Genomic DNA, 26,162 nt, shown 5'->3' with positions numbered 1-26,162 from the left:
GCGCGCCCGCCGCCGGCCCGGCCGGCGGCGCGGCCCGCCGCGTCCCGCGACCGCCGAACCCCACCAGCCATACCAGCCCCAGCAGTCACAGCACCCGTAAGTCGCCAGTCGGAGGCAGACCTTGATCCCGTTGTCGTTCGCCCAGCAGCGGCTCTGGTTCATCGAGCAGTTCGAGGGCCCGAGCGCCCTCTACAACACGCCGTTCGCCCTCCGGCTGACCGGCGAGCTCGACGCCGCCGCCCTCGAAGGCGCGCTGTGGGACGTGGTGGCCCGGCACGAGGTGCTGCGCACCGTCTTCCCGACCACCGACGGCCAGCCTCACCAGCACATCCTCGACCAGGGGCGCCCGCCGCTGCACCGGGTGCCGGTGGCCGACGAGGCCGAGCTGTCCGAGCGGCTGCGCGAGGACGCCGGGCAGGTCTTCGACCTCGCCGCCGATCTCCCCGTCCGCGCCTGGCTGTACGCCCTCCCCTCGCCGGGCGAGCACGTCCTGCTGCTGCTGACGCACCACATCGCCAGCGACGGCTGGTCCGTCGCCCCGCTCTTCGGCGACCTCGCCACCGCCTACGAGGCCCGGCTCGCCGGCACCGAGCCGCAGTGGGAGCCGCTGCCGGTGCAGTACGCCGACTACACCCTCTGGCAGCGCGAGCTGCTCGGCGAGGAGGACGACCCCGAGAGCGTCGTCTCCCTGCAACTCGCCTACTGGCAGCAGGCGTTGTCCGGCCTCCCCGAGGAGCTTGCGCTCCCCTACGACCGCCCCCGCCCGACCGCGCCCACCCGCCGGGGCGGCGCCGCGGAGCTGGAACTCGACGTCGAACTGCACACCGCGCTGGCCGAGTTGGCCGGCACGCAGAACGCCAGCCTCTTCATGGCCCTGCAAGCCGCCGTCGCCGCCCTCTACACCCGCCTCGGTACGGGCACCGACCTGCCGATCGGCACCGTCGTCGCCGGGCGCACCGACGAAGCCCTCGACGACCTGGTCGGCTTCTTCGTCAACACCCTGCTGCTGCGCACCGACACCAGCGGCAACCCGAGCTTCCGGGAACTGCTGGACCGCGTCCGCCGCACCGACCTCGACGCCTACGACCACCAGGACATCCCCTTCGAGCGCCTGGTCGAACACCTCAACCCCACCCGCACCGCCGGCCACCCCCTCTTCCAGTCGCTCGTCACCCTGAACACGGAGCGGGCCGGCGATCTCGCCTTCGGCCCGGTGACGGCCCGGCCGGTCGAGGCCGGCGAGGCCCAGGCCCAGTTCGACCTGAACTTCAACTTCGTCGAGCACCTCACGGCGGACGGCGACTGCCTCGGTGTCCGCGGCGCCGTCGACTACGCGGCCGACCTCTTCGACCACGCCACCGCGACCGCCCTCGCCGAGCGGCTGCTGCGCATCCTGCGCGCCGTCGCCGCCGACCCGGACGCCCCGATCGGCAGCATCGAGATCCTCGACCCGGCCGAACGCGAGCACCTGCTCACCGGCTGGAACGGACCGACGGCCCCGGTGCCCGACACCAGCCTGCCCCGGCTGTTCGAGGCCCAGGCCGCCGCCACCCCCGACGCCCCCGCCCTGATCACCGACGCCGAACAGCTCAGCTACGCCGAGCTGAACGGCCGCGCCAACCGCCTCGCCGCCCTGCTGCTGGCGCGCGGCCTGACCACCGAACAGCCGGTGGCGGTGCTGATGGAGCGCTCCGCCGGGCTGCTCACGGCCGTCCTCGCGATCGCCAAGGCGGGCGGCACGTACGTCCCGCTGGACGACCGCTACCCGCTGGACCGGCTCCAGCACATCCTCACCGACACCCGCACCGGCCTGCTGCTCACCGACCCGGCCCACCACGGGCATCCGGTCCTCGCCACCGGCGGCTTCGCCACCGTCGAAGTCACCGACGCGCTGCTCGCCACGGCCCCCGAGGCGGGCGACCCGGCCGTGCCCGTGCACCCCGGCCAGCTGGTCTACGTGATGTACACCTCGGGCTCGACCGGCCTGCCCAAGGGCGTCGCCGTCACCCACCGCAACGTGGTGGACCTGCTGGGCAACCAGCACTTCCGCACGGGCCACCACGAGCGCGTCCTGCTGCACTCGCCCACCGCCTTCGACGCCTCCACCACCGAGATCTGGGCACCGCTCGTCACCGGCGGGGCGATCGTGCTGGCCGAGCCCGGCGAGCTGGACATCCGGCGCCTCGCCGAGACCATCACCACCCACCGGGTGACCCTGGTCCAGGCGCCCTCGGGCCTGCTGCGGCTGATGGCCGAGGAGACGCCGGAGGCCTTCCGGGCCGTCCGGCAGGTGTGGACCGGCGGCGACGTCGTCCCGCCCGAGGCCGTCCGCCGGCTGTTCCAGGCGTGCCCGGACACCTCCGTCGTCGCGGTCTACGCGCCCACCGAGACGACGGCCATCAAGACCACCTTCACCATGACCCCCTCCTCGGCGGTCCCGAACGTGGTGCCGATCGGCCGCCCGCTGGCCAACACCCGGACGTACGTGCTCGACACCGCACTGCAGCCCGTACCCGCCGGCGTGGCAGGCGAGCTGTACATCGCCGGCGCCGGACTCGCCCGCGGCTACACCGGCCGCCCCTCCCTCACCGCCGAACGCTTCGTCGCCTGCCCCTACGGCCCGCCCGGCGAGCGGATGTACCGCACCGGCGACCTCGCCCGCTGGACCACCGACGGCATCCTGGAATTCCTCGGCCGCGCCGACGACCAGGTCAAGATCCGCGGCTTCCGCATCGAACTCGGCGAAGTCGAGGCCGCGTTCACCGCCCACCCCGCCGTCGGGCAAGCCCTCGCCCACGTCCGCGAAGACCAGCCCGGCGACAAACGCCTCGTCGTCTACACCACCCTCGCCAGCACAGGCGCGGACACCGTCACCGCCGGCGAACTGCGCGCCGCCGTCACCGACACCCTCCCCAGCTACATGCTCCCCGCCGCCGTCGTCATCCTCGACACCCTCCCCGTCACCGCCAACGGCAAGGTCGACCGCCGCGCCCTCCCCGCCCCCGACTACACCGGCACCACCGAAGGCCGCGCCCCCCGCAACACCACCGAACAAACCCTCTGCGCACTCTTCGCCGACGTCCTCGGACTCACCACCGTCACCATCGACGACCGCTTCTTCGACCTCGGCGGCCACTCGCTGCTCGCCACCAAGCTGGTCAGCCGCATCCGCGCCACCCTCAGCACCGAACTGCCCATCCGGGCCCTGTTCGACGCTCCCACGGTCGCCGCCCTGGCCGCCGTCCTGCCCGCCTCCGGCACGGCCCGCCCGACCCTGCGGCCCGTCGACCGGCCCGAGCGCATCCCGCTCTCCCCGGCGCAGCAACGCCTGTGGTTCATCGAGCAGTTCGAGGGCCCGAGCGCGCTCTACAACACCCCGTGCGCGGTGCGCCTGACCGGCCGGATCGACGCCCCCGCCCTCCAGGCGGCGCTGACGGACGTCCTCGACCGCCACGAGGTGCTGCGCACCGTCTACCCGGCCACCGACGGCCAGCCGCACCAGCTGATCGTCGAGCGCCCCGAACTCCCGCTGCACACCGTGTCGGTGGCCACCGAGACCGAGCTCCAGGCCGCCCTGGCCGAGGCCGGCGGGGCGGTCTTCGACCTCGCCCACGACCTGCCCGTCCGCGCGACGCTGCTCTCCCTCCCGCACGACGAACACGTCCTGCTCGTCCTCATGCACCACATCGCCACCGACGGCTGGTCCGTCGCCCCGCTCCTGCGCGACCTCTCCACCGCCTACGACGCCCGCCTCGCCAACACCGCACCGCAGTGGCAGCCACTCCCCGTGCAGTACGCCGACTACGCCCTCTGGCAGCACGAACTCCTCGGCACCCCCCAGCAGCCCACCACCCTGCTCACCGAACAACTCGCCCACTGGCAGCAGACGCTGTCCGGCCTCCCCGAAGAGCTTGCGCTCCCCTACGACCGCCCCCGCCCGACCGCACCGACCCGCCGGGGCGCAGCGGTGGAACTGCACCTGGACAGCGAACTCCACGGCGCCCTGGTCGAGTTGGCGCAGCAGAGCCGGGCCAGCGTGTTCATGGTGATGCAGGCGGCACTCGCCACCACGCTGGGCCGCCTGGGCGCGGGCACCGACCTGCCGATCGGCACCGTCGTCGCCGGGCGCACCGACGAAGCCCTCGACGACCTGGTCGGCTTCTTCGTCAACACCCTGGTGCTGCGCACCGACACGTCCGGCGACCCGAGCTTCCGGGAGCTGCTGGAGCGCGTCCGGATCGGCACCCTGGACGCCTTCGGGCACCAGGACGTGCCCTTCGAGCGCCTGGTCGAGCTGCTCAACCCGGCGCGCTCGACGGCCCGGCACCCGCTCTGCCAGGTGATGCTGACCTCGGGCGGCGACGCCGGACAGATCCGCCTCGGCGGCCTGCCGGGCCGGGTCGAGGCACTGGATTCGGACCTCGCCAAGTTCGACCTGACCTTCGCCTTCGGCGAGACCTTCGATCGCGACGGCGCCCCCGCCGGGCTGGAGCTGTCGGTCGAGTACGCCGTCGACCTGTTCGACCGGGCCACGGCGGCGGCGACGGCCGCACGGTTCGAGCGCGCCCTGCGCGCGGTGCTGGCCGACCCGGACCAGCGGGTGGGCCAGGTGGAGATCCTGGCCCCGGAGGAGCGCCGGCAGCTGATCACGGCCTCGAACGACACCGACCACCCCGTCGCCCCCGCCACCTTCCCGGCGCTCTTCCAGGCCCAGGCCGCCGCCCGCCCCGACGCCGTCGCCCTCGCCTTCGGCGCCGAGCAGCTCACCTACGCCGAGCTGAACGGACGCGCCAACCGCCTCGCCCGGCTGCTCACCGCACACGGCGCGGGCCCCGAGCGGTTCGTCGCGATCGCCCTGGACCGCTCGACCGAGCTCATCGTCGCCCAGCTCGCCGTCCTCAAGGCCGGCGCGGCCTTCCTCCCGCTCGACCCGCGCTACCCGGCCGACCGCATCGCCTACATGCTCGCCGACGCCGCCCCCGTCCTGGTCCTCACCACCGGTACGGTGGCCGCCGGTCTGCCGACCGACAGCGCCGTCCCGCGCCTGCTGGTCGAGGACCTCGACACCTCCGGCCACCCCACACACAACCTCACGGACGCCGAAACCGACGCCGAAACCGCCCCCGACGCCGCCGCGTACGTCATCTACACCTCCGGCTCCACCGGCCGCCCCAAGGGCGTCGTCGTCCCCCACACCGGCCTCGCCTCCCTGATCGAGAGCCAGCGCGAGAGTCTCGCGCCCACCCCCGACAGCCGCGTCCTGCTGTTCGCCTCCCCCTCCTTCGACGCCGCCGTCGCCGAGCTCAGCATGGCCCTGCTCACCGGTGCCCGCGCCGTCCTCGGCACCGCCGACCAACTGCTGCCCGGCCCGGCCCTGGCCGAACTGATCGCCGAGCAGGGCGTCACCCACGTCACCCTGCCGCCCACCGCCCTGGCCGTCCTGCCCCCCGACGCGCTCGCGCCCGTCGAGACCCTGGCCGTCGCCGGGGAGGCCTGCCCGCCCGACCTCGTCGAGCACTGGTCCGCCCGCCTGCGGATGGTCAACGCCTACGGGCCGACGGAGTCCACCGTCTGCGCCAGCATGACCACCCCGCTGTCCGGCCGGATCGCACCGCCGCTGGGCCGGCCCATCCTGAACACCCGGCTGCACGTCCTCGACGCCGCCCTGCGGCCCGTCCCCGCCGGGGTCGTCGGCGAGCTCTACCTCGCGGGCGCCGGCCTGGCCAGGGGCTACCTCAACCGGCCCGGCCTGACCGCCGAGCGCTTCGTCGCCAACCCGTACGGCGCCCCCGGCAGCCGGATGTACCGCACCGGCGACCTCGTCCGCCGCCGGGCCGACGGCTCCCTGGAGTACCTCGGCCGCACCGACCACCAGGTCAAGGTCCGCGGGTTCCGCATCGAACCCGGCGAGATCGAGGCCGCCCTCGTCCGGCACCCCTCCCTCGCCCAGGCCTTCGTCCTGGTCCGCGAGGACCGCCCCGGCGACCGGCGCCTGGTCGGCTACGCCGTGGCCCGGCCCGGCCAGACGGTCGACCAGGCCCTCCTGCGGGCCCACGTCGGCGCGACCCTGCCCGACTACATGGTGCCCTCCGCCGTCGTGGCCCTGGACGCCCTCCCCCTCACCGCCAACGGCAAGGTCGACCGCCGCGCCCTCCCCGCCCCCGACACCGCCGCCTGGCCCGGCGCCGGGCGGGCGCCCGGCACGCCGCAGGAGGAGGTGCTCTGCGGGCTGTTCGCCGACGTGCTCGGGCTCGAACGGGTCGGCGTGGACGACAACTTCTTCGAGCTGGGCGGGCACTCGCTGCTGGCCGCCCGGCTGGTCGCGGGGCTGCGGGAGCTGGTCGGCGCGGGCGAGGGGATCGGGGTCCGCACCGTGTTCGAGGCGCCGACCGTCGCCGGGCTCGCCGAGCGGCTCGCCCGGGGGCCGGGCGCCGAGAGCTTCCCCGTCCTGCTGCCGATCCGCACCCGGGGCTCGCGCCCGCCGCTGTTCTGCGTCCACCCGGCCGCGGGCATCAGCTGGGTGTACACGGGGCTGCTGCGCCACCTCGACGCCGAGCAGCCGATCTACGGCCTCCAGGCCCCGGGCCTGGCCGATCCGAGCCACCGCCCTTCCTCCGTCGCGGAGTTGGCGCGCGACTACCTCGCGCAGATCCGCGCCGTCCGCCCCGAGGGCCCGTACGCCCTGCTCGGCTGGTCCTTCGGCGGGGCCGTCGCCCACGCGATCGCCGCGCTGCTGCGCGACCAGGGCGAGGAGGTCCAACTGCTGGCCCTGCTGGACGCCTACCCGGGCGCCGGCGAGGCCGGGCCCGAGCAGTGGCGGGACGACCCGGCGCAGCTGGCGGTGATCCTCGACTCGCTCGGCCACCCGGCCGGGGAGATCGGCGCCTGGCCCGAGGACGAGGACGGCTACGCCGAGCTGGTCCGGCACGGCGAGGGCCCGCTCGCGGGCCTCAGCGGCGCCGCGGTGGCCCGGGTGGTCGCGGTCTTCCAGGCCAACGCCGAGCTGGCGCACACGCTCCCGCTGCCCGGCTACGACGGCGACGCGGTGGTCTTCACCGCCGCCAAGGACCGCCCGGCCGACGCCCCCGACCCGGACGGCTGGCGCCCCCACGTGGGCGGCCGGATCGACGTCCACGAGGTGCCGAGCACCCACGGCGCCATGACGGGCCCCGAGGCGCTCGCCGTCATCGGCCCGGTGCTCGCCGCCCGTCTGACCGCCCGACCGGCCTCCTGACCGACCGGCCTCCCGACCGGCCTCCCGACCCGCCGACTTTCGCATCCCTTCCGACCGCAGGCCACCGACCTGCACCCACCGCGCGGGCCGCACCCGGCCCGCCCACCGAGAAACGGACACCACCATGACCACTGCCGCCATCCCCGACACCTGGCGCGGCGTCACCCCGTCGCCGATCACGTCGACCGACGCCTACAACGGCTTCATCGCCGCCAACGTGATCTTCGCGCTGGACCGGATCGGCGTCCTGGAGAAGCTCGGGCGCGGCGAGCCGCTCTCCGCCGTCGAGGCCACCGCCCAGGGCGGCGACACCGCCCGGACCGAGGCCGTCCTGCGCGCCGCCGCCGACTGCGGCTACGTCAAGGCCGACGGCGCCGCCTACGTGCCCACCGAGGTCGGTCTCGAAGTCGCCGCCGCACGCGGCTACTTCACCTGGGCCGTCGGCGGGTACCACGACGTGTTCGGCCGCGCCGGGCACCTGAGCGCGGGGACGCACCGCTACAGCGAGGACGTCCTGCGCGACGAGGCGATGGTCGCCCTCGGCTCCGCCCAGTGCGACCAGTCGCTGTTCGCCGCGCAGCTGACCGACGTGCTCTCCGGCATCGACTTCCGCACCATCGCCGACCTGGGCAGCGGCACCTCCGCCCGGGTGCGCCGGGTGGTCGGGCAGCGCGAGGGCACCCGGGGCCTGGGCATCGACATCAGCCGCCCGGCCACCGACATCGCCCGCCGCGACATCGTCACGGCCGGGATGCAGGACCGCGTCACCGCCGTCCGGGCCGACGTCCTGGGCCTGCTCGGCACCCAGATCGACAACGACGCCGAGGCCGCCGAGGTGGCCGAGGTCGACACCGTGATGAGCTTCTTCCTGCTGCACGACCTGCTGGCCGACCCGGCCACCCGCTCCTCGATCTTCACCCGGATGCGGGAGGCCTTCCCGAAGGCCCGCACCTTCGTGCTCGGCGACACCATGCTGCGCGGCCCGGGCGAGTCCCAGAGCGCCCTGCCGGTCTTCTCGGTCGGCTTCGAGCTGGCGCACGCGATGATGGGCGTCCCGCTGCACACCAAGGAGACGTACGAGGAGCTGTTCACCGACGCCGGGCTGCGGATCGACCGCGTCGAGGCGCTGGCCACCCCGCACTCCTGGCTCTACGTCCTCCAGGCCGACTGATGGCCGCCGCCCCCGCCGCCAGACACCTGCTGGCGCAGAACGAGCACCCGGGCCCGCCGCTGCCGTCCGTCGTGGCCGCCCTGGCCGCGGCCGCCGGCGACCTGCACCGGTACCCGGACTTCCGCCCGCAGCGGATCGAGGGGATCATCGCCGACTGGCAGGGCGTCCCGGCCGGCCAGGTCGTGGTCGGCCACGGCTCGGCGGGCGTGGCACTGGACCTCTTCCACGCCGTCGTCGAGCCCGGCGACAACGTGGTGCACTCGGCGCCCTGCTTCGACGCGTACCCGCTGTTCTGCGAGATCGCCCGGGCCGAGGCCCGGGCCGTCCCGCTCGGCCCCGACGCCCGGCACGACCTGGCCGCGATGGCCGAGCGGCTGGACAAGCGCACCCGGATCGTCGTGCTGTGCAACCCGCACAACCCGACCGGCACGGTCTACTCCTGGGCGGAGCTGACGGACTTCTTCCGCCTGGTCCCGGCCACGGCGCTGATCCTGCTGGACGAGGCGTACGTCGACTTCGCCCGGGACTGGGCGGCCCCGGCCGTCCCGGACCGGATCGCCGAGTGGCCGAACCTGGTGGTGCTGCGCACCCTCTCCAAGTCGCACGGCATCGCCGCCCTGCGGATCGGCTACGCGCTCGCAAAGGAGTCCGTGGCCCAGCGGGTGCGGGACCACCAGGTCCCGTACGCGGTGAACCGGCTCCAGGAGGCGGGCCTGCTGGCCGCCGTCTCGGCCCAGGACGAGGTGGACCGGCGGATCGCCGAGATCGCCGCCGAGCGGGAGCGCCTGCGGGCCGAACTGCTGGGGCTGGGCTGGACGGTGGCGCCCAGCCTGACCAACTTCCTCTGGGTCGTCGCGCCTGGTGACCAGCTCCCCCTGCGGACGGAGCTGGAGCGCCGGGGGGTGGCCGTCCGCTACTACGCCGGGCAGGGCATCCGGATCGCCGTCGGCGAGAAGGACGCCAACGACGCGGTGATCGAGGGCTTCGGCGCCACCGCGCCCGCCGCTCCCTGACCGCACCCCGCGTCCGCGGATCCCCGCGCATCCCTGCACCTCCCCGCACGTCCCGCACATCCCGCACGTCCCCGCGCACGGCGCGTGAGGGCGCACCGTCCGCGCCCCACGCGCCGAGCAGCCCAGCAACTCGGCACACACGGCACACACAGCACGTCCAGCACGTCCAGCACCCCGAAGCGCCGTCGGCGCAGCGAAGGAACCGCGATGCACCCGCTGTTGGCCCGCCCGGAGTTCCGGCGCTACCTCGCCGGGCAGACCCTGTCCGTCCTCGGCGACAGCGCCCTCTCCATCGCCCTCGGCATCTGGGCCAAGGTGCTGACCGGCAGCAACTCCGCCGCCGGGCTGGTGCTGTTCTGCTTCGCCGCGCCGCTGCTGCTCCTGCCGCTGGGCGGCCTGCTCGCCGACCGGGTCCGGCGCAGGCCGCTGCTGGTCGGGGTCAACCTGGTGGTGGCGGTGGGGTTGACGCCCCTGCTGCTCGTCGACGGTCCGGACCGGGTCTGGATCATCTACTGCACCGCCTCGCTCTGCGGTCTCGCCGGGGCCGTGCTGGCCCCGGCGCAGAGCGCCCTGCTGCGTACGATCCTGACGGACCGTCAGGACTTCGGCGCAGCAGCCGGGTTCACCCAGAGCGCCCGGGCCGGCACCACGCTCGTCGCGCCGCTGCTCGGCTCGGGCCTCTACAGCTGGCTGGGCGGGCGCGCCGTGGCGCTGGCCGACCTCGGCGTGCTGCTGCTGGCGGCCCTGGCCTTCCTCGGCCTGCGGGCGGACGAGCCCAGGCCGGAGCCCTCGGGCCGCCGGTGGCGCACCGAGGTGCTGGCGGGCTTCGCCCACCTGCGCGGCGCGACCGGGCTGCGCCCGCTGGTGGCGGCCACCGCCGTCACGGGCTTCGTGCTGAGCCTGCTCCAGCCGGTGCTGTTCGCACTGACCCAGCACGGGCTGCACCGCCCGCCGCAGTTCCTCGGCGTGCTGGAGACGATCGAGGCGGTCGGGGCGCTGGGCGGCTCGGTGGTCGGCGGTCTGCTGATCGGCCGGCTCGGGCCGCGCCGGACGGTCATGGCGGGGTCGGTGGTGTTCGGCCTCGGCACGGTCCTGCTGCTCGCGCCGTCCCTCCCCGTGGTGGCGGCCGGCCTGGTGATCGCCGGGGCGGGCATCCCGGCCGCCATGGTCGGCCTCGCCACGGCCGCCCAGGCGGCCACGCCGCCCCAGCTGATGGGCCGCGCCCAGGCGGCCGTCAACCTCTCGCTCACCGCCCCGCAGGCCCTCGCGGTCGGCGTCGGCTCCGGGCTGGTGGCCGCCCTGGACTTCCGGGTCGTGCTGGCCGTGATGGTGCTCGGCGCCCTGCTCGCGGCCGTCCACCTGCTCGGCAAGCCCGAGGCCCCGACCGAGCCCGAGGCCCCCGCCGGGACCGAGGCCCCCGAAGAGCCCGAGAGCTCCACCGAGCCCCCGGCCGACTCCGCGAGCCCCACCGAGCCCGGGAGCGCCCCGGACCTCCAGCGCACCTGATCGCCCGATCACCCCCGACACCTCCTCTCCTCCTCACCAGAAAGCTCCTCAGATGACCGACCGCTCCTCACCCACCGCCGCCCCGCTCCCCGTCGAACTGGACCACGTCGAGTTCTACCTGTCCGACCTCACCGCCGAGACCGCCCGGCTGACCACCGAGTACGGCTTCGAGCTGCTCGTCCCGCCCACCGAGCGCGGCGAGGCCGCCGAGCGCTGCCTCTCGGCGCTGGTCGGGCAGGGCACCGTCCGGCTGCTGCTCACCCAGCCGCTGGCCGGCGGCCACCCGGCCACCGACTACCTGGCCCGGCACGGCGACGGCGTGGGCGCACTGGCCCTGCGGGTGCCGGACGCCGCCGACGCCTACCGGACGCTGACCGGCCGGGGCGCCGACGGGCTGCGCCCGCCGCAGGCCGCGCACGGCTGCGTCACGGCGGTGGTCGGCGCCTTCGGCGACGTGGTGCACACCCTGATCGAACGCGGCCCCGAGGCCCCCGCCGACCGGATCCCCGGCCTGCCGGACGCCGCCCCCGTGACCGGTGCCGGTACGACGGGGCTGCGCTCCGTCGACCACTTCGCGGTCTGCGTCCCCTCCGGTGAGCTGCGCGAGACCGTCCGCCGGTACTGCGAGGTCTTCGGCTTCCGGATGATCTTCGAGGAGCGGATCGAGGTCGGCGCGCTCGGCATGGACTCGGCGGTCGTGCAGAGCACCGACCACAGCGTCACGCTCACCCTGATCGAGCCGCTCAGCCCGGACGCGGGCGGCCAGATCGCCTCCTTCCTCGCCGACCACGGCGGCGCCGGGGTGCAGCACGTGGCCTTCTCCTCCGCCGACGCCGTGCACTCCGTCTCCGCGATGGCGGAGCGCGGCGTGCCGTTCCTGCGCACCCCGGGCGCGTACTTCGACGCGCTGCCCGCCCGCCTGACGCCGCTGCGGCACTCCCTCGACCAGCTGCGCGCCCTGCACCTGCTGGTCGACCAGGACCACGACGGCCAGCTGTTCCAGATCTTCACCCGCTCCCAGCACCCGCGCGGCACCTTCTTCTTCGAGGTGATCGAGCGCATCCGGGCCCGCACCTTCGGCAGCAACAACGTCCGCGCCCTCTACGAGGCCGTCGAACTCCAGCGCAGCGCCAGCGAAGTGGCCGGATGAACGCGCCGGCCCTGACCGGGCACCAGCCCTCCCCCGCCCCGTCACCCTCCACCCCGTCGCCCTCCACCCAGCCGCTCCCCTCCCAGCCACCCTCCACCCAGCCGCTCTCCGTCGCCGAGTACGCGGAGCCGGCCCGGGCCGCGCTCGCGCCCGAGGTCTGGGACTGGCTGGAGGGCGGCGCGGAGCGCGAGCGCACCCTCGCCGGCAACCGGGCGGCCTTCGACCAACTGGCCCTGGTGCCCCGGGTGCTGGCCGACGTCTCCGCCTGCGACACCGCCGCCACCCTGGTGCGCAGCCGCGCGAGCCTGCCGGTGGCGGTGGCGCCCGTCGCGTACCACCGGCTGTTCCACCCCGAGGGCGAGCTGGCCTCGGCCCGGGCGGCGGCCGCGGCGGGGGTGCCGTTCACCGTCGGCACGCTCAGCAGCGTCGGCTTCGAGGACCTGGCCGCGACGGGAGCCACGCTCTGGTTCCAGCTGTACTGGCTGCGCGACCGGGGGCGGCTGCTCGACCTGGTCGCGGCGGCCGAGGCGGCGGGCAGCGAGTGCCTGGTCGTCACCGCCGACGTGCCGTTCATGGGCCGCCGCCTGCGCGACGCCAAGAACGCCTTCGCGCTGCCCGCGGACGTCCGCGCGGTCCTGCTCGAAGACGGCGCCGCCGGGCGGGCCCACCAGGCCACCACCGCCGTCTCGGCCGTGGCCGCGCACACCGCCGAGCTGCTCTCCCCCGCCGTCACCTGGGCGGATCTCGCCTGGCTGCGCGAGCACACCAGCCTGCCGCTGATGGTCAAGGGGGTGCTCGACCCGGCGGACGCGGTGCGGGCCGCCGAACTCGGCGCCGAGGCCGTGGTGGTGTCCAACCACGGCGGCCGCCAGCTCGACCGGGCCGTCCCCTCGATCACCGCGCTGCCCGCCGTCGCCGAGGCGCTGGCCGGCCGCGACTGCCAGGTGCTGCTGGACAGCGGGGTACGCGGCGGCTCGGACGTGCTCACCGCCCTGGCCCTCGGGGCGTCCGGGGTGCTGCTCGGACGCCCGATGATCTGGGGCCTGGCGGCCCGGGGCGAGGCCGGCTGCGCCCACGTGCTCGACCTGCTGGCCGCGGAGCTGCGGCACGCGCTCGGCCTCGCGGGCTGCGCCGACCTGAGCGCGGCCGCCGCGCTGCGCACCACCCCCATGCCCTGCCCCACCTGGAGTGCCCCGTGACCACCACCGCCCCACCCCGCGGCCTGCTGCGGGCCGACCTGCACCCCTCCCTCGCCGACCCGGCGATGACCTCGATGAACCTGCTCAACGAGATCTCCATCCGCTACCCGGAGGCGGTCTCCTTCGCCGCGGGCCGCCCGGCGGAGCAGTTCTTCGAACTCGACGCCGTCCACCGCCACCTGGACCGCTACGTCGCCCACCTGCGCGCCGAGCGCGGGCTCTCCGAGGAGGCGGCCCGGCGGCAGGTGCTCCAGTACGGGCGGACCAAGGGGATCATCCACGAGCTGATCGCCACCCACCTCGCGGTGGACGAGGGCATCGAGGTGCCCGCCGAGTCGATCGTGGTGACGGTGGGCTGCCAGGAGGCGATGTTCCTGGTGCTGCGGGCACTGCGCCGCGGCCCCGAGGACGTGGTGCTCGCCGTCTCGCCCACGTACGTGGGGCTGACCGGCGCGGCGCTGCTCGCCGACCTCCCGGTACGGCCGGTGGCCGACGGCCCGGACGGCGTGGACCTCGCCGACCTGCGCCGCCAACTGGCCGCCGCCCGGGCCGAGGGGCTGCGCCCGCGCGCCCTCTACCTGGTGCCGGACGTCGCCAACCCGAGCGGGGCCAGCCTGCCGCTGGAGCTGCGGCGGGAGCTGCTCGCCCTGGCCGCCGAGGAGGACTTCCTCCTGCTGGAGGACAACCCGTACTGCGTCTTCGCCGGCGAGGAGCGGCTGCCCTCGCTCAAGGCCCTGGACACCGAACAGCGGGTCGTCCACCTCGGCTCCTTCGCCAAGACGGCCCTCCCGGGCGCCCGGGTCGGGTACGTGGTGGCGGACCAGCCGGTGGCCGACGGCGCGGGCGGCACCGACCTGCTGGCCGACCTGCTCGGCATGATCAAGAGCATGACCACGGTGAACACCTCACCGATCGCCCAGGCCGTGATCGGCGGGGCACTGCTCGAACACGGCTACAGCCTGCGGGCCGCCAACACCGAGGTCGCCGCGCTCTACCGGCGCAACCTCGCGCTCGTCCTGGCGGGCCTGGCCCGGCGATTCCCGCCCGGCAGCGGGGTGAGCTGGAACGAGCCGCGCGGCGGGTTCTTCCTGGTGGTCACGGTGCCGTTCGCGGTGGACGACGCACTGCTCGAACTCTCGGCCTCGGAGTACGGGGTGATCTGGACCCCGATGTCGCACTTCTACCCGGGCGCGGGCGGGGAGCGGCAACTGCGGCTCTCCGTCAGCCAGGTCGACCCGGACACCGTCGACCGCGGGCTGGACGGGCTGGCCGCCCTGATCGCCGCACGGTCCTGATCGCCACACGGTCCTGACCTCGGAGGGGGCGCCCGCTCCGGCGCCCCCTCCCTTGCCGGGCCCTCGCGTCAGGGGCAGTGGGACGAGCCCGAGTCGACGCCCCCGACGCCCCCGACGCCCCCGACCGCCCGGTCCGCCGGCGTGGCGTCCTCGGACAGCATCTTGATCCGGACCTGCCGCACGTACCGGTCCACCAAGTGGCGCAGCACGCTGACCGTGGCGGCGACGTCCGGTGCCGGAATGCCGTCCAGCGCATTGGCCAGACCGGCGATGTTGGCCTGTTTCAGACGGTTGAGCATCGCCCGCCCCTCGGCCGTGAGCGCCACCTGGCGGGCCCGGCGGTCCAGCGCGTCCGGGGTGCGTTCCACCAGTTGCTGGGTCTGCAGCCGGTCGATCTGCCGGGTGACGTGGGAGGGCTTGACCATCAACCGGGCGGCCAGGTCGCCCACCCGGCTGACCTCCTCGGCCTCGGCGAGCGCGCGCAGCAGGTAGACGTCCGAGCGCGCCGCCGTGATGCCGGCCCGCGCCGTCTGGCGCTCGTGCTCCTGCGAGCGGGTCAGCAGGTAGGCCAGCGAGGCCAGCACCTCCTCCAGTTCGGAGGTGGCGGTCGGATTGTCTGTTGCGTCCGGCATGGGGGAACTGTAGCGACCCCGTTCGAGGAGTGGCTCCCCTCTCGACCACTGACCGGTTTCCGGACAGATTCGTTCGCCACCGGATGGACCCTTTCGCCACCACTGACCGCGAGTTAGCGTGACGGTGAGTTAGTTGCTTAGGGCATGCAATGGTCCCGGGCGCTACCCCACGGCACCGCAGGCCCATCCGCTCGGCGCCACCGGCAAATCCGCTCCGTGAAGGGAGCCCATGATGGCCACCGCCGCTCACCACCCCCAGTTCACCCACCCCGCCGCCCGTGGCGGCTGCCCGTTCGACCCGCCGCCGGCCTACCAGCAGGCCCAGCAGGACGAACCGATCAGCCGGATCGCCCTCTGGGACGGCGCCCCCAGCTGGCTGGTCACCCGCCACGACGACATCAAGGCCGTGCTCAGCGACGCCCGCTTCAGCTCGGACGCCGCCCGACCCGGCTTCCCGTTCATCAGCGCCGGCGCCCGACAGCTGAGCACCGGCCAGCGGACCTTCATCCGGATGGACGACCCGGAGCACGCCCAGCTGCGCCGGATGCTCACCAGCGAATTCATGATCAAGAAGGTCGAGGCACTGCGCCCCGAGGTCCAGCGCATCGCCGACGACCTGCTCGACGAGCTGACCGCCGGCCGCAACTCCGGCGACCTGGTCCACGAGTTCGCGCTGCCGCTGCCGTCCCTGGTCATCTGCCTGCTGCTCGGCGTCCCCTACCAGGACCACGACTTCTTCCAGGAGTGCAGCCGGGTCCTGCTGCGCCGCGACTCCTCGGTCGAAGAGGTGCAGATCGCCCAGAAGAACCTGGCCGACTACCTGGTCAAGCTCACCGACTCCAAGCGCACCGAGCCCGACGACGGCATCCTCAGCCGCCTGGTCGCCCGCGGCGAGCTGAGCACCGAGGAGATCGGCGCCATGGGCCGGCTGCTGCTCGTCGCCGGACACGAGACCACGGCGAACATGACCGCACTCTCCATCCTGGCCCTGCTGCAGAACCCCACCCAGCTCGCCCACCTGCGCGAGCACCCGGAGTCGGTCGCCGGCGCCGTCGAGGAACTGCTGCGCTACCTCACCATCGTGCACTCCGGCCTGACCCGGGTCGCCACCGAGGACGTCACCATCGGCGACGTCCGGATCCGGGCGGGCGAGGGCGTGATCTGCATGATCAGCACCGCGAACCGGGACGAGCAGAAGTTCCCCGACGGCGACGAACTCGACCTCTCCCGCGACGCGCGCCTCCACCTGGCCTTCGGCTTCGGCGTCCACCAGTGCCTCGGACAGCCCCTGGCCCGGCTGGAACTGCAGATCGCGCTGAACACCATCCTGCAGCGACTGCCCGAACTGCGCCTGGCCGTACCGTTCGAGGAGATCCGCTTCCGGGGCGACATGCTCATCTACGGCGTCCACGAGCTCCCCCTCGCCTGGTAACGGCCCCCCGCGTCCGAACCGATCCTCCGAAGGGAAAGCCATGCTCATCCACATCGACCAGGAAAAGTGCTGCGGCGCCGGCCACTGCGTACTCGCCGCCCCCGAGGTCTTCGACCAGCGCGACGAGGACGGCATCGTCGTCCTCCTCGACGCCGCACCCCCCGCCGACCTCCACCAGGCCGTCCAGGACGCCGCCGCGGTCTGCCCGGCCGCAGCCATCCGGCTCGACCAGCCGTAACCACCCCCCACCCCACCAACCCGCCGCCGAGCGGCGCCCCTGACCGCGCGTCGGGCCCGGCCGAACCGACCGGACCCCGACCGAGGCCGATCCTCGACATCCACGCCGTGGAACAATGGACGGGCCTCGCGCGGGGGAGGCGGCGAGCATCGAAGGAGCGGCGGGTTGGCAGGGCTGGTGACCGACTGGATCCGGGTTCCGGTGGGCGAGGACGCTTCGAGGTGGACCACCCGCGGTGGCTGCCGCCGCGTTCTCCTCGTCGTCCACAACGTGACCTCCGCGACCCGGCTCCTGGACGTCGTTCCACTGTTCCGCGACGACCTCAGGATCCAGTTACTGGCCTCCTGCACGGGATCGTCCCCCTTCAGCGCAGGAGTCGCCGAGCTGCTGAGCTCCCTCGGGGTTCCGGTACTTCCGTGGGAGCAGGCCAAGCAGACCCCCGTCGACCTCGCCCTGTCGGCCAGCTTCGGCGGTGAACTATCGGGCTTCCAAGGGAAGTTGGTCGTCCTCTCACACGGAGTCGGATACAATAAAAAGCTCGCAACACCGAACACCGAACACCGAACACCGAACACCGAACACCGAACACCGAACACCGAACACCGAACACCGAACACCGAACACGCCGCATGCCCCTGTCTTCGGCCTGGCGCCCGAGTGGCTGCTGTCCGACGGGGTTCCGCTCGCCCGGGCGATGGTGCTCTCCCACCCCGAGCAGCTCGGCCGGCTGCGCGAAGCCTGCCCCGAGGCCGCTCCGACGGCGGTGCTCGGCGGCGACCCCTGCTTCGACCGCATCCTGGCCGCCCTTCCGCGCCGCGAACGCCATCGCCGCGCGTTCGGCGTCCGACCCGGGCAGCGGTTCATCGTGCTCAACTCCACCTGGAACCCGCAGTCGCTCTTCGGTGACGCCGGCGCGAACGACCCGCTGCCGTGGCTGCTCGACCGCCTCGCCACCGAACTCCCGGTCGACGACTACCGGGTGGCGGCCGTCCTCCACCCGAACATCTGGCACGGCCACGGCCCCGGCCAGGTCCGCCTCTGGCTGGACCGCGCCGAGCGGGCCGGCCTCACCCTGATCGACCCCCTGGACAGCTGGCGGCAGGCACTGGTCGCCGCCGACGCGGTGATCGGGGACTTCGGCTCGGTCAGCTACTACGCCGCGGCACTGGGCACCCCCGTCCTGCTCGGCACGGCCTCCGACGAAGTCCTGGGCGCCACCTCACCGGTGGCAGCCTTCGTCCGCGAAGCCCCCAGACTCGCCCTGGACTCCCCTCTGCTGCCGCAGCTGAACCGACTCCTGGCGCTCCATCAACCCATAACCAGCACCAGCGAATTGACGACATCAGCACCCGGCGAGGCGGCCGGCCTGTTGCGTTCGCTCTTCTACGAGGTCATGGGACTGCCCGAGCCGACAGAGCCGGCTCTCCTGGACCTGCTCCCACTCCCCGACTACCGGCCACCGACCCGAACCGTGCCGCTGCGGGTCCGTACCCGCCCGGGTCCCCGCCCGCACGAGGTCACCATCGAGCGGGTCGCCGAAGGCCGGTACGGGCCTTCCGGGCCCGGCTCCGATCACCTCGCGGTGCACGAGGACACCCTCGACCAGGGCCTCCTCGGTCTGGCCGACGCGATCCTCCGGTACGGGGAGGCCGACGACCCCCGGATCGGCCCGCCCCGGGAGTGGGCCGCGGCGACGCTCGCCCGCTACCCGAACTGCTCGCTCGCGGCCTTCGTCTCCGGTCCGGGCACCTGTGAAGTACTGCTGCGTGACCGGGGATTCGTCCGCCTCACCAGCCCCTCGCTCGACCCGGCGGCGGCCGCCTCGGCACTGTTCGCCCAGGTGGACGGCACCACCATCCCCCGTCCGCTGCCGCGGATGGAGCTGACGGTGCGCACCGGCGGCGCGTCCCACGCGGTCCTGGTCAGTCCCGTTCCGTGAGGCACTGCTGCCGCAGGCCCGCCAGGTAGCGCAGATGGGGCTCCGCCTGCTCACGGTCCAGGATCGCGGCGGCCTCGTCGATCGCGGCCAGCGCCTGTTCCGTCGCCGAGGTGTCCGCCCAGGTCTCCGCGAGATTGGTGAGGGTGCGGGCCGCGTTGTAGTTGTCGCGCAGACGCCGGAATTCGGACAACGCCTCCGTCAGCCAGGTCCGGGCCCGCTCGTACTCGGCCAGGCCTCGCAGCGCCCGCCCCCGGTGCCGCTTCAGCAGCGCCCGGGCCCGCGGAACGTCCCCCGCCCGCTCGTGGTCCGGACCGATCGACCCGAGCAGTCCGTCGGCCTGCTCGAAGCAGTCGTACGCGGGCTGCCACCGCCACTGCCGAAGCCTCAGCAGCCCGAGCGACTCGACGGCCGTGGCCCGGCCCAGCAGGTGACCGGCCCGCTCGAACGCCGAGGAGGCGTCGACCAGACAGCTCTCGGCCTCGGCCAGCAGGTCCAGTTCCATCAGGGCGAACGCCAGCTGGGTGTGCATCCGGCCGGCCATCGCCGAGTCCGGGTCGTGCGCGACCGCCGCCCGCACGGCGGTTCGCAGCGCCGGCAACAAGGTCTCGTGCCGACCGGCCTTGAGCTGCACCGCCCACGACGCCTCCGCCAGCTCGCACACCGTGGCCGGCGCGGCCAACTCCTCGGCGGCGAGCACCGCCTCGACCAGGTTGCCCACCTCCGCGGCCAGCGCGGCCAACGCCGCACCGGCGTCCGGGTAGTCACCGGGCCCGAGCTCCCGGTAGAGCGGCCCGACGTGCCAACGCTCCCGCAACGCCGCGTAGTCGGCCCGGACGGCGAAGCGCAGCAGGTGCTCCACGGCACGCGTCACCGCACCCGCGCACGCGGCCAAACCGTCCTCCCGCGCCGCCTGCTCCTCGGCGAACCGGCGCACGGCGGGCCGGTAGCGGTAGCGGCCGTCGGGCGTGGCCTCCACCAGGCCGGCCTCGGCGAGCCCGGCCAGCAGGACACCAGCGCGCTCGACGGTGAGCCCGCCAGTTCCATGGGGTCCGACAACCGCCACGGCCAGCTCGGGACCGACGGCCGGCCACGGCCGCAAGGCGCAGAGCCGGAACAGCCGGGCCTCCTCCGGCTCCAGCGCCTCGTACGACTCCTGCACGGCGGCCCGCACCGGATCACCCACATGGGCATCGCCGCCGCCGTCACCACCACCGCCCCGGCCCCGGCGCTGCTGGGGGACGAACGCCAGCCGGGGAGCCGCGGCACGCAGGGCGAAGGGCGATCCTTCGCACCGTTCGAGGACGCCCCACAGGGCGGGGCCGGCGGCGGAGACGGTCTCCTTCCCCACGAGGTCCGTGAGCAGCCGCCTGGCGTCCTTGTCGGACAGCGGCCCCACCGGGATCGGGACGGCGTCGAGACCGGTGAGCGGACGCCGGGCCACGACGACCGTGACGACGCCCGGAGCCGCGGTGATCAACGGCCGGACCTGGGCCGCCGACCGGGTGTGGTCCAGCACGACGAGCAACTGCCGCTCGGCGACCAGCGACCGGAACCGCTCGACCCGGTCCTGAGCGGCCGGCGGAACCCGGTCCGCCGGCATGCCGAGGTGGATCAGGAACTGCCGGAGCACGGCGGCCGCATCGGGTGCGGTGGCCAGCGACCCGCCGGAGAGGTCCGCGTAGAGCTGCCCGTGCGGAAACCGCTTCCGCTGCTGCGCACCCCAGTGGACGGCCGCGGTGCTCACGCCCATCCCCTGAGGTCCGTACAGGACGCTGACGCGGGGCGTGCCGTCCGCCTTCCGTCCGGCCTCCTTGTCCAACAACGCCAACACCTTGCGCCGGTCGGTGAAGAAGCGGTCGGAGGGCGGCAGCAGGGAGGGCGTCGCCAACGGCCCGGACCAGGCCCCGCCCTGGCCGCCCAGCCAGGCGCGAAGCGCCCTGGCCTGCGCCGGATCCGACTCGGCCACATCCAGCAACAGCTGCGCCACGGCGGCCCGTTCGGCGGCATCGGTCGGCGCCGGCACATCCCGTCCCGTCACCCGGCGGACGAACGCACCCGCCGACTCCCAGGCCCACTTACCGGCCTCGTTCGCCACGCTCGCACCCACGGCGCCGAAAACAGCGGCCACCGCCGACAGCGACACCGGCTCCAACACCCCACACCCCCTGGTCCATCGCGGCACCCGACCAGCACCGCCGCACCCTCGCGTCCGGCCCCACGGTAGCCTGCCGAACCCCACCACGGGCGCGCACCAGCCCGCTTGCCCACAGCCGGATCCGGTTCCGCTCCCCCCTTCCCCCCCCTCCCCGCAGACCGACGCCCACGACGCCTACACCCGACTCGCGACCCGCCCGGCCCTCCACGCGCTGAACAAGGCGTCCTCCGCCGCACCAGCCGCATTCATGGAGAACATCATCCTCAACGGCCGCGCCAACGCCACCGCCCCCGCGACCCAGCAGACTTCCAGCCCTCCTCGCTCACCGTCCACAGCTGGTTGGCGTTGCCGGTCTGCTTGTCCACCAGGTGGGCGTCGGTCCAGCTTTCGGGGTGGTCGAGAACGTTGCCGCTGTTGCGGTCCTCGGTGATCCACTTGTCGCCGATCTGCCAGAACGCGAACGAGGGGTTGGGGGTTTACCAAGAGAGCCTGAATCTCTGTCAAACTCTCTTCCTCACTCAGGCTTCACCTCAGGAGCTGATATGAACCCACCCGACTCCCCGAAGCCGCCTCGCAGGCGACGGCAACCGAGCCAGCCGGGTTCGGGCGCCCGCCAAACAGGCTCGCCGGAGCCGCCCGGGCGCTTCCGCCTCCGGCTCTCGAGTCGTGGCTTCCACCTCGACGCTCCGGACACCCCGGAGGGTCGGCGCCTCGCGGTAAAGCTCCTTGTCGGCGTCGCGGCCCTGGGTGCTATCGCGGCACTTCCATCGATCATCACTGCCCTTTCCGCCCAGAAGAATTCGGCGAGCATCCAGGCCGCAGCAACGCCGACCTCCACAGCTTCTGCTCAAACACCAGCCCCATCAGCGGAAGCCCGTACATCCCTGCCTGCACCACCGGTCGCCGCAAGCAGCACTCCCACCGCCGCCGCCGTGTCGCCGCCGAAACCTCGCAGCGTCTCGCTTCGTATCGCTCGGGTGAAGGACGGCTACCAGTTGATCGACCTGGATGCCCCAGAGACCAAGCCGGTATCCATGTTGGTCACAGCCGACGACTGGGACGCCATGACGCCGAAGGAGCGAAAGGCTTCGGAGATCGTGGTGCACGATATCGGCGCCCCAACAGTGATCTTCGGGAACCTGGCCACCGCGCTACCTCCTGGAGCAGAAGTCACGGAGCAGACGTGCCGGGAAGCTGCTCGCACCGGGGGCATCAAGGAGTTCACCAACGACACAGGTGACAAGGAAAAGACCCGCGCGATGGGCATTCGCGCCGGGGCGACTCTTTGCATGATGACCAGCGAAGGAGCAGTCACTGCCGCGAAGATCACCGACTTCTCGTACCCCGACTACATCTACGGTGCTCTGAACCTCGACGTGACGACATGGCCCGCCAAGACGACCTGAACAGCGACCCGGCGTTGGCTCCAACTGAGCAAGAGGTGCGACCTCATGGTGCGAACGCCGCCTGGCCCTGCGGACCAACGGTTGATCCAGCTCACCTCAGGCCTTGGAGTGATGGTCTCAGAGGGCGGTATGTTCAGCACCGCGCTGCTGGACAGGGTGGTTGCCGGCACCGAGCCGAGCACCATAAAGAAGGCCCTGGTGGACCAGGGGTTCAAGAGCACCGTCAAGGACTACGGGGCTCAGGTGGGCATCGAGGTCGAAGTCGTGAAGCGCAACCCCGGCGACGCCGGGTTCGTTCCGCAGCCCAAGAGATGGGTGGTGGAGCAGACGAACGAGGTCTTGATGCTGCACCGCAGGCTGGTGCGTGACCACGAGCATCGACCCGCCTCGGCCGAGTCGAGGGCGTCCTGGGCCATAAGCGACCGGATGCCGAGGATGCTCACCGGGACCTCCACCCCCACCTGGCGCGGCGCATGACCGACGGGGAGCTGACCTTGGGGGCGGTGCTGGTACGGCTGAAGGAGCGGGAGCGGGAGATCGCTGCGCAGGCCGAGGCGGCCTGGGCGGAGAGCCGGATCACCCACAAGACGCTGCTGGAGCTGCCCGATCCGCAGCCGCCGCGCCGCCGACCGCGAAGCTGCCGAATCATCCGACCTACCAGCAGATCATGGCGGTGTTCGCCGCAGCCGACGCACCGTTGCGGGCACGGGCGGTGTGCGAGGCGATGGACATGGAGATCGCGCCCCCAACGCCAACAACGTCCGTCTGAAGCTCAAGCGGCTGGTCGAGCGCGGGATCCCGGCCGAGACCGAGCAGGGGGTGTTCACCCGGCCCCGGCCATAGCCGCCCCGCGAGCCCGCGGCCAAGCCGCTCGCTGGTTCCGCCGATGCTGTCGGCGGTCCGGACCTGGTCCTGTCCGACACGGCACCGGAGGCACCGAGGGGTTGCCCCCGACGAAACCGGTACGGCCCGCCCTGGGCCCCGGCCCTCCTCGTCTCCGTTCGTCCCCGGATTGTCCGACCGATGCAGCAGGATGGAGTTCGACCAGTCACTGGGGAGAGGGAAGCAAGGAATGGCCACTGACGAAACCCGGCTGCCTGTGGAGTTCCTGGCCACTGTCGCGGCCGGTGCCGATGCCGGGTCCGCCGCGGCCCGGATGGCAGCCGAACAGGCCCGTGCCGTCGCCGACAGTCAGCAGGGCGGACCACTCCTCGCCGCGCTGCTCGACAAGCCCTACCGGGATTCGGCACCCGCCTGGCTGCTGGAGGCCGCGGTGACGAACGGGCTACGGCAGACCGAAAGCGAATACGAGTACCTGACCGGGTCGACCTCGCTGGTGGTCCTCGCGCTCATCCACCCCGACTGCGACCCGGCCCTGCGGGCCGACGCCTTGCACCGCTGCTCCGACCGCCGGCTCGGATCCCTCGGCACCGCCGACCGGCCGGCCGACCTCTGCGCGGCCGTCGCCGACGAACTGCGCAGGCGGGTACCGCAACCACCGCACATGACGCCCGAACTGCTCAAGGAGCCAACGTCCGCACAGGTGGTTCTGCGTACGGGACGCCTCCACGACGCCGTGTTCGAAGCCGCCGTCGCTCTCCTGCCCGACGGCCTCGACCGCACGCGTCTGGAGGACGAGGATTCCGACGCCTGGTCCGACCGGATCAGGGCAGCGTTCGACGCGTGGGGCCGCATGTGGTCGGCCGTACTCGAACGGCACTCCGACCGGCACTCCCAGCTCATCGACAGGACCGCCGGCACCACGGCGAACCGGGTCATCCGCGACCAACTGCTCGGCAGCGTGCCGTGGACGGTCGAGCCGATACTCCTTAGGCAGATCGCGCTGGATGACCTCTTCCGGTTCGGCGCCGCCATGCTCACGACCCGGATCTGCGGCTTCCTCCAGGAGGGTTCCTCGAAGGAGGAGGCCCGGCAGCACTTCGCCGCCGAGCTCTCCGCCCTGGACGAGACCGATCGAAGGGACATCGAGTTCCTGCACCTACGGGACGACGGCTTCGACACCGACTGGGGCACCGATTCCGCCGTCTCCTGGGTGAGCCATGCGGCCGACGGACGGTGGCGCCTCGTCCTGAACCCCGCCGAGGCCAAGCCCGCCTACGGCGATCCCCACGCCTGGCAGAGCCATGCGGACGAACTCGCCGACCTGGGCCGACACTTCGCCGAAACGGCCGTGCAAGCCCTCCGAACGTGGAAGCCGAAGGACCTCTACGGAATCAGCAGGGCGGCCGACCTGCGCTGGATCCACGCCATGCTGGTCCACCTGCCCGAACTCACGCCCGCCGTCGAAGCGACCGTCCGACTGGTGATCCGCGACGCCCGCCGCGGCCGGTCCGGCCTCCAGTCGTACGACTACAAGTTCCAGGACGACCGGCAGCAGTTCGACGAACTCCTGGACGCGATCACGCGGATCGTCGCCGACCCCGCCCCGCAGCCGCCCGCGACCCGTCGCGGGGCCCTCGGCGATCCCGAAGAGGTGACGGTGCGGAGCCTGTCCGCCGTCACCGCAGTGGTGCTCGACGCGTACCTCGACCGGCACGCCGGCGACGACGAACTCGTGGAGAAGGCACTGCTGTCCTTCGCCTGGCACGGCCACCGCAGCGAACCGGCATTCACCTCGGTCCTCGCCCGCCACTCCGATCCGCAGCGCGCCGTCCACACGCTCACCCGCGAGCTCCGCCACAGGCTCGGCGGCAACCCCAGCAACCGCGAAGCATGGGCCCGGGAGATCCTCGCCCTACCCGACTGCCCCAGCGAGACCATCCTCGCCCTGCCCGCCTGGACGGCACTCAAAGCACGCGGGCACCACTACAACAACACCCATCCCACAGTGATCTCCCTGGTGGAAGCAGCGCTCGGAGACGATCACCAGGCCTGGCAGCGATTCGCCGACAGCCCGATCGGCAACTCCGGCCCCAACGCTTGGCTCCGCCTCGGAGACATCCTCACGGCCGCCGCAGACGGAACAACGTGGCCGAAGCCGCCGACCTCCAGGTGACAGCTCCGGGCCGCCCCGGGGCGGCCCTTCCTACTCGGCCACGAAGACGCCGCCCCCGTCCAGGTCACCCTCCTTCCATGGCGGAGGCGTCGGCCACACAACGGCTCGGGTCAGCAAGCGTTCCCATCCTGGGCACTGCACTGGAAGCAGCATCAACGAGGCCGGTGCCGTCCGGCCGCGGCGACTACCGGGCGGCACCGGCCTCGTGGCGTCGGAGGCGGACTGAGCTACAACCCCGCCAAGCACTCCGCCCCCGCCCGCCCCCGCGCCGCCGAGCGCACCTGCTGGACCCGCGAACAGGCCGCCGCCGCCTTCCTGCGCCACGGCGCCGAGCAGTACGCCGATCAGCTAAACGACCTGTTCGAGGTGATGCTCGGCACCGGCATGCACCGCGGTGAGATCCTCGCCCTCCACTGGTCCGACGTCCACCTCATGGACCGCAGGCTCTACGTCCGCTGGACCCTCGCCGCCGTCAACAACGGGCGGCTCCATCCCGGCGGGCCCAAGACCGAGGCCAGCCGCACCTGGATCAGCCTCTTCCCCGGAGTCATGACGCCCTCCAGGTGGGGAGGTGAGGTTCACGGGCGCCGTGGTGGTCGGCAGCGCAGCGATGTGGTGTAGCAGTGGCCGAACCCCTCGGAGTGAACGGACAGGTCGTTTGACTGCGTCTGCTCGTCGACTGGTTGCATCATGTGCACAGAGCTGACACGGCGGCGACCAAGATCCCCGACAGAGTCACGCTCAGCCGGCCCCACTGTCACGGGCGGCGGTGCTCG

16 protein-coding genes are annotated in these 26,162 nt (G+C 73.1%); 14 read left to right on the top strand and 2 right to left on the bottom strand.

The genetic code is table 11. The features are described from left to right. The first annotated feature begins 121 nt into the window (after positions 1-121). The 7 genes from ACFWPT_RS28385 to ACFWPT_RS28355 all read left to right on the top strand — a co-directional run bounded on the left by ACFWPT_RS28385 (position 122) and on the right by ACFWPT_RS28355 (position 14,568). Positions 122-7,234: an amino acid adenylation domain-containing protein gene (locus tag ACFWPT_RS28385; protein ID WP_380485233.1), complete on the top strand. Its 7,113-nt coding sequence runs from the start codon at positions 122-124 to the stop codon at positions 7,232-7,234. A 124-nt stretch (positions 7,235-7,358) separates the two neighbouring features. Continuing rightward, on the top strand, positions 7,359-8,405 hold the full coding sequence (locus ACFWPT_RS28380; protein ID WP_363374052.1) for a class I SAM-dependent methyltransferase: 1,047 nt from the start codon (positions 7,359-7,361) through the stop codon (positions 8,403-8,405). Beyond that, complete coding sequence (locus tag ACFWPT_RS28375) at positions 8,405-9,418, top strand: pyridoxal phosphate-dependent aminotransferase (protein WP_380485231.1); 1,014 nt, start codon at positions 8,405-8,407, stop codon at positions 9,416-9,418. The genes ACFWPT_RS28380 and ACFWPT_RS28375 overlap by 1 nt, the downstream gene beginning before the upstream one ends. A gap of 207 nt (positions 9,419-9,625) precedes the next feature. Further along, positions 9,626-10,924 (top strand): MFS transporter, encoded by a 1,299-nt coding sequence (locus ACFWPT_RS28370; RefSeq protein WP_380485229.1) that lies wholly within the window; start codon positions 9,626-9,628, stop codon positions 10,922-10,924. A gap of 52 nt (positions 10,925-10,976) precedes the next feature. Next, positions 10,977-12,074 carry a 4-hydroxyphenylpyruvate dioxygenase gene (hppD, locus tag ACFWPT_RS28365; RefSeq protein WP_363374059.1) on the top strand — a complete coding sequence of 366 codons (1,098 nt, stop codon included), beginning with the start codon at positions 10,977-10,979 and terminating at the stop codon, positions 12,072-12,074. Continuing rightward, entirely contained in the window at positions 12,071-13,273 is a 1,203-nt protein-coding gene (locus tag ACFWPT_RS28360) for an alpha-hydroxy acid oxidase (protein ID WP_380485227.1), read from the top strand. Before hppD ends, ACFWPT_RS28360 begins: the two co-directional genes overlap by 4 nt. A gap of 65 nt (positions 13,274-13,338) precedes the next feature. Then, complete coding sequence (locus ACFWPT_RS28355) at positions 13,339-14,568, top strand: PLP-dependent aminotransferase family protein (protein ID WP_380485252.1); 1,230 nt, start codon at positions 13,339-13,341, stop codon at positions 14,566-14,568. A gap of 68 nt (positions 14,569-14,636) precedes the next feature. Here ACFWPT_RS28355 and ACFWPT_RS28350 read toward each other — a convergent pair whose 3' ends face one another. Next, entirely contained in the window at positions 14,637-15,200 is a 564-nt protein-coding gene (locus ACFWPT_RS28350; protein WP_380485225.1) for a MarR family winged helix-turn-helix transcriptional regulator, read from the bottom strand. A gap of 232 nt (positions 15,201-15,432) precedes the next feature. Between ACFWPT_RS28350 and ACFWPT_RS28345 the strand changes: the two genes are divergently transcribed. The 3 genes from ACFWPT_RS28345 (at position 15,433) to ACFWPT_RS28335 (ending at position 18,809) form a co-directional block, all read left to right on the top strand. Then, a complete protein-coding gene (locus tag ACFWPT_RS28345; protein WP_380374167.1) occupies positions 15,433-16,632 on the top strand; it encodes a cytochrome P450 in 1,200 nt (399 codons plus the stop codon). A gap of 40 nt (positions 16,633-16,672) precedes the next feature. Beyond that, on the top strand, positions 16,673-16,870 hold the full coding sequence (locus ACFWPT_RS28340) for a ferredoxin (protein ID WP_380374170.1): 198 nt from the start codon (positions 16,673-16,675) through the stop codon (positions 16,868-16,870). A gap of 694 nt (positions 16,871-17,564) precedes the next feature. Beyond that, positions 17,565-18,809 (top strand): hypothetical protein, encoded by a 1,245-nt coding sequence (locus ACFWPT_RS28335; protein ID WP_380485223.1) that lies wholly within the window; start codon positions 17,565-17,567, stop codon positions 18,807-18,809. Here the strand turns inward: ACFWPT_RS28335 and ACFWPT_RS28330 are convergent. Further along, entirely contained in the window at positions 18,793-20,964 is a 2,172-nt protein-coding gene (locus ACFWPT_RS28330; protein WP_380485221.1) for a tetratricopeptide repeat protein, read from the bottom strand. The genes ACFWPT_RS28335 and ACFWPT_RS28330 overlap by 17 nt on opposite strands. Before the next feature lie 542 nt (positions 20,965-21,506). Here ACFWPT_RS28330 and ACFWPT_RS28325 point away from each other — a divergent pair. The 4 genes from ACFWPT_RS28325 (at position 21,507) to ACFWPT_RS28310 (ending at position 26,007) form a co-directional block, all read left to right on the top strand. Further along, positions 21,507-22,370, top strand: a complete 864-nt coding sequence (locus ACFWPT_RS28325) for a hypothetical protein (RefSeq protein WP_380485219.1) — start codon at positions 21,507-21,509, stop codon at positions 22,368-22,370. 129 nt (positions 22,371-22,499) lie between these two features. Beyond that, positions 22,500-22,847: a hypothetical protein gene (locus ACFWPT_RS28320; protein WP_380485217.1), complete on the top strand. Its 348-nt coding sequence runs from the start codon at positions 22,500-22,502 to the stop codon at positions 22,845-22,847. A 595-nt stretch (positions 22,848-23,442) separates the two neighbouring features. Next, on the top strand, positions 23,443-25,386 hold the full coding sequence (locus ACFWPT_RS28315) for a hypothetical protein (RefSeq protein ID WP_380485215.1): 1,944 nt from the start codon (positions 23,443-23,445) through the stop codon (positions 25,384-25,386). Between the two features lie 384 nt (positions 25,387-25,770). Continuing rightward, on the top strand, positions 25,771-26,007 hold the full coding sequence (locus ACFWPT_RS28310; protein WP_380485213.1) for a hypothetical protein: 237 nt from the start codon (positions 25,771-25,773) through the stop codon (positions 26,005-26,007). Positions 26,008-26,162 lie beyond the last annotated feature (155 nt).

The organism is Kitasatospora sp. NPDC058478, assembly GCF_042720345.1.
Lineage (GTDB): Bacteria > Actinomycetota > Actinomycetes > Streptomycetales > Streptomycetaceae > Kitasatospora.
This window is presented reverse-complemented; position numbering and strand designations above follow the sequence as displayed.

What these genes read in the sequence shown, in the direction of transcription:
- ACFWPT_RS28380 (WP_363374052.1), top strand. Translation starts at nt 7,359, where the DNA reads ATGACCACTGCCGCCATCCCCGACACCTGGCGCGGCGTCACCCCGTCG.
- ACFWPT_RS28375 (WP_380485231.1), top strand. Translation starts at nt 8,405, where the DNA reads ATGGCCGCCGCCCCCGCCGCCAGACACCTGCTGGCGCAGAACGAGCAC.
- ACFWPT_RS28370 (WP_380485229.1), top strand. Translation starts at nt 9,626, where the DNA reads ATGCACCCGCTGTTGGCCCGCCCGGAGTTCCGGCGCTACCTCGCCGGG.
- hppD (WP_363374059.1), top strand. Translation starts at nt 10,977, where the DNA reads ATGACCGACCGCTCCTCACCCACCGCCGCCCCGCTCCCCGTCGAACTG.
- ACFWPT_RS28360 (WP_380485227.1), top strand. Translation starts at nt 12,071, where the DNA reads ATGAACGCGCCGGCCCTGACCGGGCACCAGCCCTCCCCCGCCCCGTCA.
- ACFWPT_RS28355 (WP_380485252.1), top strand. Translation starts at nt 13,339, where the DNA reads ATGACCTCGATGAACCTGCTCAACGAGATCTCCATCCGCTACCCGGAG.
- ACFWPT_RS28350 (WP_380485225.1), bottom strand. Translation starts at nt 15,200, where the DNA reads ATGCCGGACGCAACAGACAATCCGACCGCCACCTCCGAACTGGAGGAG.
- ACFWPT_RS28345 (WP_380374167.1), top strand. Translation starts at nt 15,433, where the DNA reads ATGGCCACCGCCGCTCACCACCCCCAGTTCACCCACCCCGCCGCCCGT.
- ACFWPT_RS28340 (WP_380374170.1), top strand. Translation starts at nt 16,673, where the DNA reads ATGCTCATCCACATCGACCAGGAAAAGTGCTGCGGCGCCGGCCACTGC.
- ACFWPT_RS28335 (WP_380485223.1), top strand. Translation starts at nt 17,565, where the DNA reads ATGGTGCTCTCCCACCCCGAGCAGCTCGGCCGGCTGCGCGAAGCCTGC.
- ACFWPT_RS28325 (WP_380485219.1), top strand. Translation starts at nt 21,507, where the DNA reads ATGAACCCACCCGACTCCCCGAAGCCGCCTCGCAGGCGACGGCAACCG.
- ACFWPT_RS28320 (WP_380485217.1), top strand. Translation starts at nt 22,500, where the DNA reads ATGTTCAGCACCGCGCTGCTGGACAGGGTGGTTGCCGGCACCGAGCCG.
- ACFWPT_RS28315 (WP_380485215.1), top strand. Translation starts at nt 23,443, where the DNA reads ATGGCCACTGACGAAACCCGGCTGCCTGTGGAGTTCCTGGCCACTGTC.
- ACFWPT_RS28310 (WP_380485213.1), top strand. Translation starts at nt 25,771, where the DNA reads ATGCACCGCGGTGAGATCCTCGCCCTCCACTGGTCCGACGTCCACCTC.